At 32.2% G+C, this 14,220-nt stretch carries 18 protein-coding genes and 1 pseudogene; 2 read left to right on the top strand and 17 right to left on the bottom strand.

The window, feature by feature from the left end:
* Positions 1–428: 428 nt before the first annotated feature.
* The 15 genes and pseudogenes from AAT22_RS13640 to AAT22_RS13710 form a co-directional block, all read right to left on the bottom strand.
* A complete protein-coding gene (locus tag AAT22_RS13640) occupies positions 429–662 on the bottom strand; it encodes a heavy-metal-associated domain-containing protein (protein WP_047001637.1) in 234 nt (77 codons plus the stop codon).
* Between the two features lie 89 nt (positions 663–751).
* Positions 752–2,611: a heavy metal translocating P-type ATPase gene (locus AAT22_RS13645; protein ID WP_207642015.1), complete on the bottom strand. Its 1,860-nt coding sequence runs from the start codon at positions 2,609–2,611 to the stop codon at positions 752–754.
* A 52-nt stretch (positions 2,612–2,663) separates the two neighbouring features.
* Complete coding sequence (locus AAT22_RS13650; RefSeq protein ID WP_047001639.1) at positions 2,664–2,966, bottom strand: hypothetical protein; 303 nt, start codon at positions 2,964–2,966, stop codon at positions 2,664–2,666.
* 149 nt (positions 2,967–3,115) lie between these two features.
* Entirely contained in the window at positions 3,116–3,880 is a 765-nt protein-coding gene (locus AAT22_RS13655; protein WP_047001640.1) for a Crp/Fnr family transcriptional regulator, read from the bottom strand.
* On the bottom strand, positions 3,877–4,119 hold the full coding sequence (locus AAT22_RS13660; RefSeq protein ID WP_242849830.1) for a hypothetical protein: 243 nt from the start codon (positions 4,117–4,119) through the stop codon (positions 3,877–3,879). Before AAT22_RS13660 ends, AAT22_RS13655 begins: the two co-directional genes overlap by 4 nt.
* Before the next feature lie 18 nt (positions 4,120–4,137).
* Entirely contained in the window at positions 4,138–4,389 is a 252-nt protein-coding gene (locus AAT22_RS13665; RefSeq protein ID WP_278279866.1) for a helix-turn-helix transcriptional regulator, read from the bottom strand.
* 41 nt (positions 4,390–4,430) lie between these two features.
* Complete coding sequence (locus AAT22_RS13670) at positions 4,431–4,643, bottom strand: hypothetical protein (RefSeq protein WP_047001642.1); 213 nt, start codon at positions 4,641–4,643, stop codon at positions 4,431–4,433.
* Positions 4,644–4,749: 106 nt separating this feature from the next.
* A pseudogene (locus tag AAT22_RS13675) lies at positions 4,750–4,998 on the bottom strand (LysR family transcriptional regulator); the annotation flags it as partial.
* Positions 4,999–5,313: 315 nt separating this feature from the next.
* Positions 5,314–5,709, bottom strand: coding sequence for an EamA family transporter (locus tag AAT22_RS13680; RefSeq protein WP_047001644.1), 396 nt, complete (start codon positions 5,707–5,709; stop codon positions 5,314–5,316).
* Positions 5,710–5,734: 25 nt separating this feature from the next.
* Positions 5,735–6,181 (bottom strand): GNAT family N-acetyltransferase, encoded by a 447-nt coding sequence (locus AAT22_RS13685; protein ID WP_242849831.1) that lies wholly within the window; start codon positions 6,179–6,181, stop codon positions 5,735–5,737.
* A gap of 166 nt (positions 6,182–6,347) precedes the next feature.
* Positions 6,348–7,427 (bottom strand): hypothetical protein, encoded by a 1,080-nt coding sequence (locus AAT22_RS13690; protein WP_016207962.1) that lies wholly within the window; start codon positions 7,425–7,427, stop codon positions 6,348–6,350.
* Positions 7,373–8,344, bottom strand: coding sequence for a hypothetical protein (locus AAT22_RS19375; protein ID WP_084820773.1), 972 nt, complete (start codon positions 8,342–8,344; stop codon positions 7,373–7,375). Before AAT22_RS19375 ends, AAT22_RS13690 begins: the two co-directional genes overlap by 55 nt.
* 27 nt (positions 8,345–8,371) lie before the next feature.
* On the bottom strand, positions 8,372–8,881 hold the full coding sequence (locus AAT22_RS13700; protein ID WP_052953970.1) for a hypothetical protein: 510 nt from the start codon (positions 8,879–8,881) through the stop codon (positions 8,372–8,374).
* Positions 8,878–9,114 carry a single-stranded DNA-binding protein gene (locus AAT22_RS13705; protein WP_047001646.1) on the bottom strand — a complete coding sequence of 79 codons (237 nt, stop codon included), beginning with the start codon at positions 9,112–9,114 and terminating at the stop codon, positions 8,878–8,880. The genes AAT22_RS13700 and AAT22_RS13705 overlap by 4 nt, the downstream gene beginning before the upstream one ends.
* A 154-nt stretch (positions 9,115–9,268) precedes the next feature.
* A complete protein-coding gene (locus AAT22_RS13710) occupies positions 9,269–9,814 on the bottom strand; it encodes a recombinase zinc beta ribbon domain-containing protein (protein WP_347457050.1) in 546 nt (181 codons plus the stop codon).
* A 77-nt stretch (positions 9,815–9,891) separates the two neighbouring features.
* On the opposite strand from AAT22_RS13710, the gene istA reads away from it, so the two are divergent.
* Positions 9,892–11,187 carry an IS21 family transposase gene (istA, locus tag AAT22_RS13715; protein ID WP_047001648.1) on the top strand — a complete coding sequence of 432 codons (1,296 nt, stop codon included), beginning with the start codon at positions 9,892–9,894 and terminating at the stop codon, positions 11,185–11,187.
* A complete protein-coding gene (gene istB / locus AAT22_RS13720) occupies positions 11,180–11,932 on the top strand; it encodes an IS21-like element helper ATPase IstB (protein ID WP_016207967.1) in 753 nt (250 codons plus the stop codon). Before istA ends, istB begins: the two co-directional genes overlap by 8 nt.
* A gap of 464 nt (positions 11,933–12,396) precedes the next feature.
* On the opposite strand, the gene rlmD is transcribed toward istB, so the two are convergent.
* Both rlmD and AAT22_RS13730 read right to left on the bottom strand, forming a co-directional pair.
* Positions 12,397–13,764: a 23S rRNA (uracil(1939)-C(5))-methyltransferase RlmD gene (gene rlmD / locus AAT22_RS13725; RefSeq protein ID WP_047001649.1), complete on the bottom strand. Its 1,368-nt coding sequence runs from the start codon at positions 13,762–13,764 to the stop codon at positions 12,397–12,399.
* A 19-nt stretch (positions 13,765–13,783) separates the two neighbouring features.
* Positions 13,784–14,191 carry an RDD family protein gene (locus AAT22_RS13730; RefSeq protein WP_047001650.1) on the bottom strand — a complete coding sequence of 136 codons (408 nt, stop codon included), beginning with the start codon at positions 14,189–14,191 and terminating at the stop codon, positions 13,784–13,786.
* Positions 14,192–14,220: the final 29 nt, after the last annotated feature.

Consider the following 14,220-nt stretch of genomic DNA (forward strand, 5'->3'; position numbering starts at 1 on the left):
ACTAATGCGACAGCTCCATATAAAAATAGTTATTATATTTTCTAGAAAAGCTTCAAAGCCTTTGATATCAGCCTATTCCTTAACTAGCTTAACAACCGTCTCAGCAGTAGATTGCTGCCAATCAATCTTCACTTCGTTCGCTTTCTTTGGCAATCCTTGCATGGGTAGTTGTAAACGGCTTACTTCGTCTCTTCGGTCCTTGTAAGTCGAACAACTACCTCAGCATGGCTTGAGCGGAAGTTATAGCTGTCAAATACTAGTAACCAAAATATTTTTATCAGAAATTCTCTTTGTGAGAACATATCCACTGTGGGCTTTCGTGTGTGGGAAGATATCAACGACATTATAACTTGGTAACTGTGTCCTTTACCGTAGATGACATTAACCAGCATCTGATATCATTAAAACCAAACTTATTCCCTCTTATTTTATAAAGCTTTTACTTGAGATTTTATAACTTCATATCCTAATTTATCGATGGCATTTTCAATATCTTTTATAGATACTTTTTCATCATCATATTCCACTCTTACTTTACTTGAATTAAATAGCACCTTTATGCTTTTTTTGTCTACTCCATCTAATGATTTAACTCCATTTTCTATTTTTTGCATACATGATGGACATGTTAATGTTTCTAATTGAATTGTTGCTTTTTGCATTTTTCATCTCTCCTTTAGTTTATGTTAATTGTATTATATACTATTATTATCTATAATAAATTGATTTACATCAAGAATTTTATTTATTTTTATTTTCTTAATTTATAGCGAAGAAGTCTCATACCATTTAAAATCACTACTAATATACTTGCTTCATGTACTAACATACCGATTGACATGTTCATCCATTCACTAAAGAATACGCTGGCAAGAAGGACTAATACAACCCCTACTGCAATAATAATATTTTGAAGCATGTTATTAGCGGTTGCTTTTGTTAAACCTAATGCATGTGGCAAGCGGCTGAAATCTGAATTCATTAAAACAACATCTGAAGTTTCGATTGCTACATCTGTTCCATTTCCCATAGCAATTCCAATTTGTGCTAGAGCTAGTGAAGGACTATCATTTACTCCATCTCCAACAAATGCCACAATTTGACCTTTTTCTTGTAACTCTTTAATATATGTTGCTTTATCTTCTGGCAACATATGTCCATGAGCTTCTGTAAGTCCTAGTTCACGTGCTACTAAATCAACTGTTCCTTGGTTATCACCAGAAAGAACTACTAGATTTTTAACACCAAGTTTTTTCAACTTTTTAAGATCATCTTTTACACCCGGGCGAATTTGATCACGAATACCCATCAATGCTTTTAATTCACCATCAACTGATGTTAAAACAAGTGAATTTCCATTTTTCTCAAATCTGGCAATATCTGCACGAGCTTTTTCACCTAAAAGAATATTTTCTTGCTCCATTAGTGCCACATTACCGACTGCAACTTTATGACCTTCTACATGAGCTACAATTCCTCCACCTTTTACAACATCTGTTTTTTCAACTGTATATAATTTTATATCTCCAATATATTCTACAACTGCTTTTGCTAATGGATGATCTGATTCCTTTTCAACACTTGCTAGATACCCTAATACTTCATATACATTATCTGCATAAATTTCTTTATCAGCTACTTTGGGATTTCCTATTGTTAATGTACCTGTTTTGTCAAATACCATGGTATCTAGTCTGCTAAAGTCACTAATAACCTCGCTACCTTTTAGAAGGACTCCATGACGTGCTCCATTGCCAATCCCCGCGACGTTTGAAACCGGTACACCGATTACCAATGCTCCTGGACATCCTAAAACTAATATTGTAATTGCAAGTTCAATATCCCTTGAAAATATCCATACAATAAAAGAGAGAACTAAAACAGCTGGTGTGTAGTATTTAGAAAATCTATCAATGAAACGTTCTGCTTCTGATTTTGAATCCTGTGCTTCTTCAACCAACTCAATGATTTTACCAAAAGTAGTATCCTCACCTACACGATCAGCAGTGATTTGAATAGTTCCATTTTCTAAAATTGTTCCGGCATATACCCCCGAATCTTTCTTTTTACTTACAGGAACCGCTTCTCCTGTAATACTTGCTTCATTAATATGCCCTTCTCCTGTTAACACTGTACCGTCAACTGGGATTTTTGCACCCGTTTTAACAAGCAAAATATCTCCTACATCAACTTCATCTATTTCTACTTCTTCAAACTCACCATTTTCCACTTGTTTTAAGGCACTTTCTGGTGCCATTTGAGTTAATTCTTTAATTGCAGAACGTGTTTTATTAAGTGTCCTTTGTTCTAGATAAGCTCCAAATAGAAATAAAAATGTAACAATTGCTGATTCTTCGTAGTTTCTAACTATAAAGGCTCCGATAACTGCAATGGTAACTAAAACATCAATACTAACTACTTTGACTTTTAATGCTTGATACGCTTGAATCGCAATAGGTGAAACTCCCAAAATTGAAGCAATTACTAATGCCCATATGGCTATTTGTTCGTTTTCGAAGCCTAATTTACTGACAAATGCAATTATTATTAAAATTGCACTTACTATTGTAATATGGTTTTTTCTTCCTAATATAAATTTTTGCATATTCATACTCCTCCCTATTAGATTATTTATATCTTTTCATTGCTTTGTTTATTTTCTTTTATGCTTCATATGCTTTATCTAATTCTGCTAACATGTTATATACTGCTTCATAACTTTCGCATACATCACCTGGAACTGTATAATTATCTGTGATTTCACGTAATTTTACAAACTCCTCTTTTAAGTCTGGCTTTTCTACTCCCGCATCTTTTGCTTTCTTTGCAAGTTCATCATATACTTTACGAACCTGGTAGAATTCTGGATGATTTCCTCCATGAACTTTTGCTACAACTGGAACATATTGTGCTAATGTTTTTAAATGAGTTTCCTTTACTTGATTAAAATTTAATTGTCTTGACATATTTTTTTCCTTCTTTCTTGTTTTATTTTTTCTTTATCTTGATTATATAATACTATAGATTGAAAGAAATTAAATTGATCTAAATCAAGTTTAGTCTTTTTTAAATGTTTTAATAATTTTTACTACTATTTTACTTTATATTATCACATCTATACCAACAACAATCCATCTAAATCCAAAATCTCAATCTTTCTACCTGATTTTTGTTTTATATATCCTTCATTTTCAAGGTCAGCTAACTTTCTACTAATAGTTTCTGGAGTAGTTCCTAGATAAGAGGCTAAATCCTTTTTACTCATTGGCAATTCAATTTCCATTGGACCATCTCCGCTTTCCATGCATTCTGCAAGAAACAGTGCTAATCTAGTATCTACCTTCTCTGTGGCAAATCTAGTTGTTTGTTTTTCTGATGTTTCTAATCGGTTAGAGAATTCCGATAAAATCTTCAAAGATATAGTAGGGTACTTTAATAAAAATTCTTGCAAATCATTTCTACTAATCATACATACATCGGTATCACTCATTGCTTCTGCATATGCTTCCTGAATTGATTCGCGAAACAAGGCAAGCTCTCCAGTGAAATCGCCTGGATTTAATATTCTCACTAATTGTTCTTTTCCTGATTCAGACAAACGGTAAATTCGAATTTTCCCTTTACTTACAATATATAACAAGTCGGATATATCTCCCTCTCGGTAAATTACTTCACCCTTTTTAAAAGAGGTCGATTTCGTTACTTTCATAATTTCCTCCATCTGTTCTCCTTCTAAATGATTAAAGATCGGAACTACAGTGATACATGAAGCGTGTGAAGCTGACTCATGTCCTTGATGATGAGTGTGAGTAACATCGTGATACCCTTGTTTTTCTATATATTGATTTTTAATTTCATGCATCAAATCCTTTTTTTTCATTTGAATGCCCCTTTCATATTCTCTCTTAAGGTCTCTTTAGCTTTTTCCAAGTACCCACGAGTCCAGTAAATGCAGGTAAACTTATCCGGATGAATAATTGCGTTATCATCATAGTCAGGATTTTCCAGTGTGCTTTTTAGACGTCCTATTTCTTGCTTAAGTCCTCGGATGGCGGTCATTATTTCTTCCTTTGTCTTTCCTTTGAGATACTCTTCATAGTAACTTTCCGGACTAATCATTATATTAGACCGCCTCCTTTATTCGTTAGATATTTTTATCTCATCACCATCAGGTAAAACAAATGCCTGCTCAAACCTGACACCCAGCACATCTGCGATGGCTTTCAACTCATCCAAGGTTACTGTTTCTCGCTTCAATTTCTTGTTGAAATTTTGTGGTGTCTGTCCAATACGTCTAGCAAGTTCGGAAACACTTATATTCATTTGCTCACACAGTTCTTTAATTAAGGCCCACTTGTTATTGTCCCCGGGGGTGCTTGCATCTTCGATTATGCCCGGGGGTGCTTGTGGGGTGCGTTGCATCCCACTTGCTAATCTATTTTTGATTTCTTAGGTTTTCTATCTTTCTTAATATTTCCATCGTAATACTTTTTTACTGTCCTTCTATCTACTCCTAATTCTCTTGCTATTGCACTGAAGTTAGGTTTATCCAAATTATTAACCTCAATTAAAATTTTAAGTTTATATAAATCTTCAACTGATTTCAAAATTATTTCAGTATTAATGTTTTTTGTATAAATCATATTCATCACCATTAATACTGTGTTAAATTTTACCTAGTATTATACATAGAAATATTGGTCACTTTGTACATTCTTATCTTAGCATTTATATTTTTGGAAGATTTGTAATAAATTTATCCTCCAGCAAATCCATCTGTTGAATCACCTGACGGGCATATCCCAGAAACTCCATACCCTCTTTTGTTAAAGCAATTCCTGTTCTGCTTCTCGAAAAAATTTCGAATTTTACTTCCTTCTCTATTTCCTTAATTGCATTGGATAAACTGGGCTGGGAAATAAATAGACGCTTAGCTGCCTCCGTAATAGACCCTGTTTCTGCAACCGCAATCATATATTTTAAATATTGTAAAGTCATAGTAATACCCTCTCATCTATCTTTTCTACTTTCACTTCAAATTCCTAGCAAATATAGTCCATAGTACAGTCAGAAATGCCATAGGTGATTTTTCAATTGATCCAATAATATCCTCCCTTTCTTTACTCCTACTATACAAAAAAAGTACGGTTACAACCACCAACTATGACGCAATTATCAGTTGCATTATTGTTGCATTTGAAAAAGTTCAGGTTTGGAGCTATAGGATTATATAGATAATCTTTGGACAAAATTGCTCTACTGCCCGATAAATTCCTATTTATCTTATTCATTCTTAATTTGGAATTTGTCTGTCTATTTATTAATTAAAAAAATACCCGTAATACATAGAGCAACACCCATTGCCTTCTTTATTGTGATTCCCTCTTTAAACAATAGTGCACCAAAAATAAGAAGAATGATTGCTATACACATATTTGCTATCAATGAGCCTTTGCTGATTTCCCAACCACCACGATACATAAGAATATAACCACCTTCAACCCCAACCACAACTAATCCTAATAGAATATTTGATATACTGATTTTTGTAACTTCCGTAGTAAAATAGTCTTTTGAAGTACCTAGAAATGCAAGAGCACTTATTAAACAAGCAACTCCATACGTTATAAACAGACCAATAAATGTATTGGTTGTATTTGAAATATTCTTACTGATTAAATGATAGCAAACATTACATATAATTACCACAAAAGTGGCACGAGATAACTTACATTCATTTACCTATGTCCTCCAAATTCTTTTTCATCCAAATATGCAGACAATCCTCCTCGAAATAGGCAACACCTTGCTTTGTGTAGCCTTGATTTTCATAAAACCCTACAACTCGTACCTGCCCTAACAGCATTACACTTTTTCCACCATCTCGCCTGATATTATCTTCTGCAGCATTAAGTATTCTTTCCCCAATTTTTTTTCCTCGCCATTCTTTAACAACAGCTATTCTTCCTATAACAAATGATTGTTTTTTGCTATTAAAGTAAATTCTGCATGTTGCAATTGGCTGTTCTCTTTCATACGCAATCATATGCTTAGCAATGCCATCAATTTCATCAAACTCTTCAACAAATCTTTGCTCTTTTACAAAGACCTCGCTTCTTATTTTTCCAGCTTCTTCTGGTAAGTAGTTATACTCTTTTATTATCATTTTGACCTCCTTCAAAACAAAAGGCATCCGAAAGCTAACCTTATAGTGTGAAAACACACCGTACCTACGGTTGGCTTTTGGATGCCTTATAATGCAATCATCCGGTGATGAAAGCATAAACTCTTATTTACTTTTCATATAAATTATATCTAACAAGATATTACAAGTCAACGACAAATTCCTATTTATTATCCTTAATCCATCTAAGTAGATATGGTCTATCGTTATTTGCTCCAGGTTTTTCAAACCATTCAGAACACAGATAATATTCCTCACCAAAGATATTTAGGATTGGCTTTGCCATATACCTAACTGGACGAATAGCATACTGTGATTTTTTTGCTAATAATGGATATTGCAAATCAAAAATTTCTTTTGAATAATCTTTGGTTTGCATTAAAGCAATAATTTCTACAGGGATTCGCTCGCTTTCTAAAATTGGTGGTAACGCAGTTCTTGCAATTTCAGCTACCTTTAGATTTTCATATCCTGAAATAATATCATCAGCACTTTGTGCTATTTTTTCTTCTCTTATTTTAGGCTCTTTGGGTATTGTAATAGTTTTAACTTGCCTTTTATCAAACAGATTAAATAATTGCAATCCACGCATAAATAGTTCTGAAGTATCTGAAGCATTATTTGAAACCTGTGTCACTGGCATCAATATTTCATTATTAAAGCTTTCATTTGCCAAAATATGCACATCATATTCAAGCCCCATGTTTTTGAGTACACCATTAATATCATCTACTGTAGCCATAAGATCGTTGTAAACAGAAGGATTTATTTTAGGTGAGGCAAAAACAATATCACCATATGGAATATTAAAACACCCTAAGATACACATTGCAGTTCTGATGCATTTTTTCACAACACGTGAAACCGTTTCTTCTCTTGAACCGTAGTTAAGTCCACCTTCGTGAAAAGCAATATCTACAGCATAAATATGAGCACCATTTTCATCAAAGGATATTCCTACAGCATCAGCCTCGCTTTGAGAAATCAACTGTTCAAGAGAATTGTTTTTAAATATATCATAACTATACTTTGATGAAAATAAGTCATTAGCTTTATTCATCAGTTCTGCAATAATATCCTTGTTTTGAAAGGACCATTCAGGTGAAACTGTCCAGTTCAATTGTATAAGCTGACAATTTTTAATGTGTTTAAGCCAAGATAATATAAGGGATTCCCCCATCTCAATCTTCATAATCTCACCTTTCCATAATTCTTCGGGAACTTTTCTTTTCCAAGAAGCCATAAATACTTATCTATTTCCTTTAGGTTAAATTGCTCTAAACCATAATATCTTTGAAACTCAATTAATATCCTTTTAAATATTACATAGTCTTTTAAATCCTCATTTTTGAATTCATAAAAGTTATCTTCATCCCTAAAATACTTGAGCAGAGTATCAACAAAGCTATCGTAAATAGGAAAATCAAGTGGCTTGTGATGGCTGCAGTATTTCGTAGCAAAGGAATAGAAATTTATTATATTCCCATTATCCATTTCAATTTTTGCGATATCCCCTACAAGGGTTATATCTCCATTATTTAATCTTTCATCGATATTTAAGGATATAATATGTTTAGCAACTTTATAGGCTGCAAAGATATTAGTGCTGTAAAAATCATTTAGCGTAGAAACTTTTACAAGAACATCTTCCATTAAAACATTAGAAGGATATGTTACAATGAATAATTTATCTAATGCTTCTTCTTGGAATTTATAGTTTTCTAAGTTATCCCATTGTTTAAGATACCTTATTACTTCATCTTCACTTGGTTTTGGTATGTCTGCTCTACTTTTAGTTTTTCTCAGTATTCTTGTAACTACTTCCTTTTCTCCTTTTCCAGCACTTAAACTTGCAGTATTTCCAGTAACATATTCTTTTAATAATTTGATATTACGGCAATATGTATAAGAATCTGATTTAGGATTTTTTCTTCCCTTATCTGAAAAGTGTTCCATCAGTTTTGTTCTATATCTTTCAATGCCGTCTTCACTAGATAGCACTTCAATTGGCTCTATACCTAAACTTTCCCTAAAAATATAAAAAGCCTCACTACAAATTATATCTTTATAAGATAAATGCTTGTAATTAGTATTTAAAAACTCCTTAAATCCTGCCTTTAATCCCGTCAAATCATCAATTTGAATATCCTTATCAATCATCTTTACCCCTCACTTTATCAACCCCAATTAATCTATGCCCTCCAATTCTTCTCTCATTAAATCTATTGGATGAGCATAATTCAATGAGCCACACATCAACGTATTGTTAACCCACTTATTAAGTTCAATAAGATTAATATTTTCACTTGGTAAATACTCTTCTATCTTCCACGATATACTTATATCAAAATCTTTCATTTGACCTAAGACACTACGGTCATGTGTCTTTGTATAATCTACATCTCTACATTTAGTTATATACTTATCTGCTGTATCCTCTGGAAACCCATCTGCTAAAAAGGTTTCTCTAATTGCATCAAGCACAATTTTATCAAATTTTTTAAAATGCTCCATCTTTACCCCATAAAGAACAATACAGTACCTAGTCTTATTGTTCATAAGAAGAATGCCCTTTCTCCTATCAAACATAAACAAGTTGGCGTGCCACTCATAAAAGGAATCTGCATTTGCAGCATTATATGAACTTATCTTTATTTTCATTGCATCTGCAAGCTTTTTTGTACATTCTATAATCATAACATCACCTTATACTTCTGTTGCTTGGAAGAAGTTTTTTCTACAGCTTTAATCTTACCATTTGTTTTATTTACATAATTTAAAAATAATGTCCCAAGTAATAATCTATCATTTCGTGGTATTCTGTTCCACTCGTAGCCTTTAAATAAGTCTTTTACTAAAAATATTTCAGCATCCATAAGGTTTTCTGCTTCTTTAATTGCTATCTCCAGTAATTCATTTACATCAATCATGTTAATTCTCCTTAACAATCATAATAACAACATTGTTGACATTATTATATAACTTCCAATCTTTAGAAGTCAAACTATTCATACAGAATCTGTAACAAAAAAACACCCCATAGGCTTCTAAGAACCTAAAGGGTGATATACTCTCATTGATTTTTTAAATCTCCACATCCACGCTTGTGCCTGACTTGAATTCCACCGAGAACTTTTTCTCATAAACCGTTACCTTTTCAACCATTCGCCTCACAAGATATTCATCGTATTCTTCTATCTGCTCCGTCTGTTCTGCAAGAAACTCCTGCATCTCGGCAATTCGTTGTTTCAAGCCTTCTCTTTCCGCATTCTCTGCCATAGCATTCTGCTTTAGTTCTCTCAGACGGTCTATCTCATCAGCAAGGTCATTATAATCCTTTTTAGCATTTGCTCGTTTTAAAAGCTCCTTTTGCAATTCTTCCAGCTTGGTATTGATGCTTTCCATAGAATTTTCATCTTCTAAAGCAAGTACAGATGCAATATTCTGCTCTAAAGCTACAAGCATATCATCCTTGCCTCCAAGTGCCATATTGATGGCTTTTACTACAGCCTCTTGTAGTTCCGTTTCCTGAACCGTTGGGGAGTCACAGTAGCTTGAACCATGTTCCACTCGGGTGACACATCGCCAAACAAAGGAACGCTTACCTCTTATAAATGATAATATAAGAATGCAAGTAAATGATCATATAATAATGTACAAATTAGTTTGAATAAATTATAATTACTCAAGATTTATTGGGGATAATTATGATTATAAAAACTAATATTTATTCAGAACTTAAAATTAATACTTTAGAAGATCTTCATAAATTAAAGCCGATTATGGAGGTAAACAATTTGAAAGTAAATAAAAGCCAAATAGCTAGAGAACTTGGAGTTGATCCTCGAACAGTAGGCAAATATTTAAATGGATATGTGAAACCTACCACTAGAAACTGCAAATCTAAAATAGAAGCTTTTGAGCCTATTATAAAAGAGCTTCTTAGCAAAGATTCAATTCAAGTATTTTATTATAAGCGCATTTTATGGCAATATCTTAAAGATAATCATGGACTAGATTGTGCACAATCTTCATTTAGAAGATACATCTCTAATCACTCAGAATTTAATGAGTACTTTAATAATAGGAAAAAGGGGCATATATCCACTACTTCGCCTATGAGGTATGAAACTGAGAAAGGAAAACAAGCACAATTGGATTGGAAAGAAAATATAGAATTTGTTTTAACTACAGGTGAAGTTATTAGTATAAATATTTTTGTTTTAATCCTTTCATACTCAAGATTTAGAGTATATAAATTATCTCTTGATAAAACACAAGACGTACTACTTTCTTTTTTAGATGAGTCATTCGAATCATTTGGAGGAGTACCAGAAGAAATACTTACAGATAACATGAAAACTGTTATGGATGAAGCTAGAACTAATTATTCTAAAGGAAAAGTAAATAATAAATTTCAACAATTTGCAGATGACTATGGATTTAATGTCCGTCCCTGCATAGCAGGAAGACCGAATACAAAAGCTAAAGTTGAAGCTCCTATGAAACTATTAGATGAAATAAGAGCATATAATGGAACCTTAGATTATGAAGGTTTACATAAACTCGTTTCAGATTTAAACAATCGAATTAATAGTACATGCCATACATCAACTGGCAAAATACCTATATTACATTTAGAAAAAGAAAAAGATTTCTTATCTGAATTGCCTAAAGAGCAGATAAGAAATCACTACAAAATAATCACCACAAGTGTTAAAGTAAATCGTCAAAGCATGATTTCATATAAATCAAACCAATATTCTGTACCACCAGAATATATAGACAAAAAACTAAAACTTCAAGTTTATGATGATCAACTACATGTGTATTACAACACAAATTTAGTTGCTATTCATAAAATACAAAATCAAAAATTAAATTATCTTGCAGACCATTATGCTGAAATTAGTGCTTTAACATTTAATAAAAATTCATATGAAATGATAGAAATAGCAAGAAATAATCTGAAAATGATAGGAGAAGTATACCAAAATGAATAGTCCATATACACAACTTATAAATAATTTAGAATATTTGAAAATGAAGCAAATGATTACTCATTTGGACGAAGTTATTGATTTTACAACAAAAAATAATCTATCTTTTGTTGATGCTCTTATTAAACTTACAGCTCATGAAATTGACTGTAAAGAAGCAAATATGATTAAATCTATGGTTAAGGTTGGAGCTTTTCCACATCAAAAAGAAATTAAAGATTTTGACTTTAATTTTCAACCTGGAATTAATAAAGATCAAATATTAGACTTTTTAACACTGCGTTTTTTAGAATCACAAGAAAACATTGTATTTTTAGGTTCTAGTGGAGTTGGTAAAACACATCTTGCGACTTCCATAGGAATCGCGGCTGCGAAGCGACGTTACAGTACTTATTTCATTAAGTGCAATGATTTATTACAACAGCTAAAGCGAGCAAATCTAGAAAATAGATTAGATGCTAGACTTAAGCACTTTAGTAAATATAAGCTTCTTATTATTGATGAATTAGGTTATTTACCTATAGATAAAGAAGATTCAAAATTATTCTTCCAATTAATCGACATGAGATATGAAAAGAAAAGTACCATCTTAACTACCAACATAAATTTTAATTCTTGGGATGATATTTTTTATGAAGCTGTTATAGCTAGTGCTATTTTAGATAGAGTTTTACATCACGCTCATGTCGTTACAATTAATGGTAACTCTTATAGATTGAAAGATCATTTTAAGCAAGAAGAAGATTAAAAAACTACATTCTTAAATGATCAAAAAGTTACATTTCTAGCTTGACATTTATATGAAGGGGGTGTTTTTTCCTATCTTCATAAGCAAATATGCAAAACACAAACCTTTACGCAAATGTCCCCAGTTCTGCGTAAAAGTTAGATCCCCTAACGCAAAAATTCCCCCAAACCTAAGTCTGAGGTAACATAAAACACACTTCAATATTTACTTAAAAACCTTCAAGGCCTTTGATATCAACCTATTTCTTCTCTAGCCTAACAACCGTCTCAGCAGTAGATTGCTGCCAATCAATCTTCACTTCATTCGCTTTCTTTGGCAATCCTTGCATGGGTAGTTGTAAACGGCTTACTTCGTCTCTTCGGTCCTTGTAAGTCGAACAACTACCTCAGCAGTAGATTGCTACCAATCAAGCTTCACTTTGTTCGCTTTCTTTGGCAATCCTTGCATGGGTAGTTGTAAACGGCTTACTTCGTCTCTTCGGTCCTTGTAAGTCGAACAACTACCTCAGCATGTGGTGTATTAGGAAACATATCTTTAACTGTGCTTTGTATAACTTTGTATCCTGCATCTATTAGATCCTTTAAGTTTTCTACTAAGGTTTTAGGATTGCATGATACATAAATTATTTCCTTGGCATTAAATTTAATTACGTATTCTAATGCTTTTGGATGTACACCGCTTCTTGGTGGATCTAGTATTATAATATCTGGTTTATCTTTAACTGTTTTTATTATTTCTGTAACATCTCCTGCTAGGAATTCACAATTGTCTAAATTGTTTAGTTTGGCATTTTCTTTGGCTGCTTCTACTGCTTCTTCTATAAGTTCTATTCCTATTACTTTTTTAGCATTTGATGCAGCAATTTGCCCTATTGTTCCTGTACCACAGTAAAGGTCAAATACTACCTTATCATTGGATTCTCCCATAAAATCTCTAACTATACTATAAAGGCTTTCTGCCCCTTTTGTATTAGTTTGGAAGAATGAAAATGGTGATATTTTAAATTGTAAACCTAATAAGTTTTCTGTTATATAATCTTTACCAAATAACAAATTTACTTTTTCTGGTATTACAGCATCAGAAAAGGAATTATTTTCAGTATGTAATATAGATACTAATTTCCCTTTGTAATCTTGTACTTTTAGTATTTCTACATATTCTGTTAAGTCAAAATCTATTTGTGTTGTTGTAACTATATTAACCATTAATTCACCAGTGTTTATTGCTTTTCTTATAACTAGGTGTCTTAAGTAACCTTCTCTTTTCATAACTCTATAATAAGGCAACTCTTTATCTTTAAAATAATTAACAGTTTCTCTTATTATTGTTCTAAAATCTTCATCAACTATTAAGCACTTATCAACAGTTATGATCCCAAAGGATTTTCCTTTCATGTGCATGCCTAAAGTTAATTCTCCACCCTTTTCAAAATCTCCAAAGGTGAATTCCATCTTATTTCTATATTCCCACTGCTCTTTACTACCTACAACACCTAGGTAATCTCCCATAGGTATATTGGCATCACTAAATAAAGATTTAACTTCTTCACTTAATAAATTTATTTGTTTATCATAAGTTAGGTTTTGTGATGTACATCCACCACAAACTCCAAAGTATTCACAAGAAGCATCTATTTCATAATCAGCTCTTTCATCTACTGACATAAGCTTTAGCTCTGCAAAGTTTTCTCTCTTTTTCTTTACTCTCCCACTTACTAATTGTCCAGGAAAAGCTCCTTTTACATATATGGTTTTTCCTTCTAGAGTACCTACTCCAACAGATGGGAATTCTGTTTTATCTATTCTGACTTGTACTGTACTTCCTTTTCTCATGCTATCTCCTAATTAAAGTTTATTTTAATATTGTCTTTTTTCCTATAGTTCCTTTAAGCTTTGTTGATTCACAAATTGGAGTATAAAGTATATTTGCTATAACATACATTATTAAAAACATTGGTTGTCTTGATACAATATAAAATCCTGTTAATTTTAATATTCCATCAAATAATAGTAGCAACCCTAATGCTAGTGCCAATGTTATTATTTGATCCATAGTAGTAGCTAAAACTCTTTTTATAAATTTAACTACTTTTCCATCTTGATCTTTTACTGTTCCAGATTTATGATTTTCTGCAATTGTGTCTTCATCTACAGCATCAATTATCTTGTTGTCTTTAAAATAATTACCTGCTTCTTCTTTATTTACCTCTCCAGTTTCTACTTCATTATTAACCATTTCTATTTCTTCTTTATCTACCAATTTTATATCCTCCTAAATTATAAATTAAA

Origin of the sequence: Clostridium sp. C8, assembly GCF_001010885.1 — a bacterium.
Taxonomy (GTDB): domain Bacteria; phylum Bacillota; class Clostridia; order Clostridiales; family Clostridiaceae; genus Clostridium; species Clostridium sartagoforme.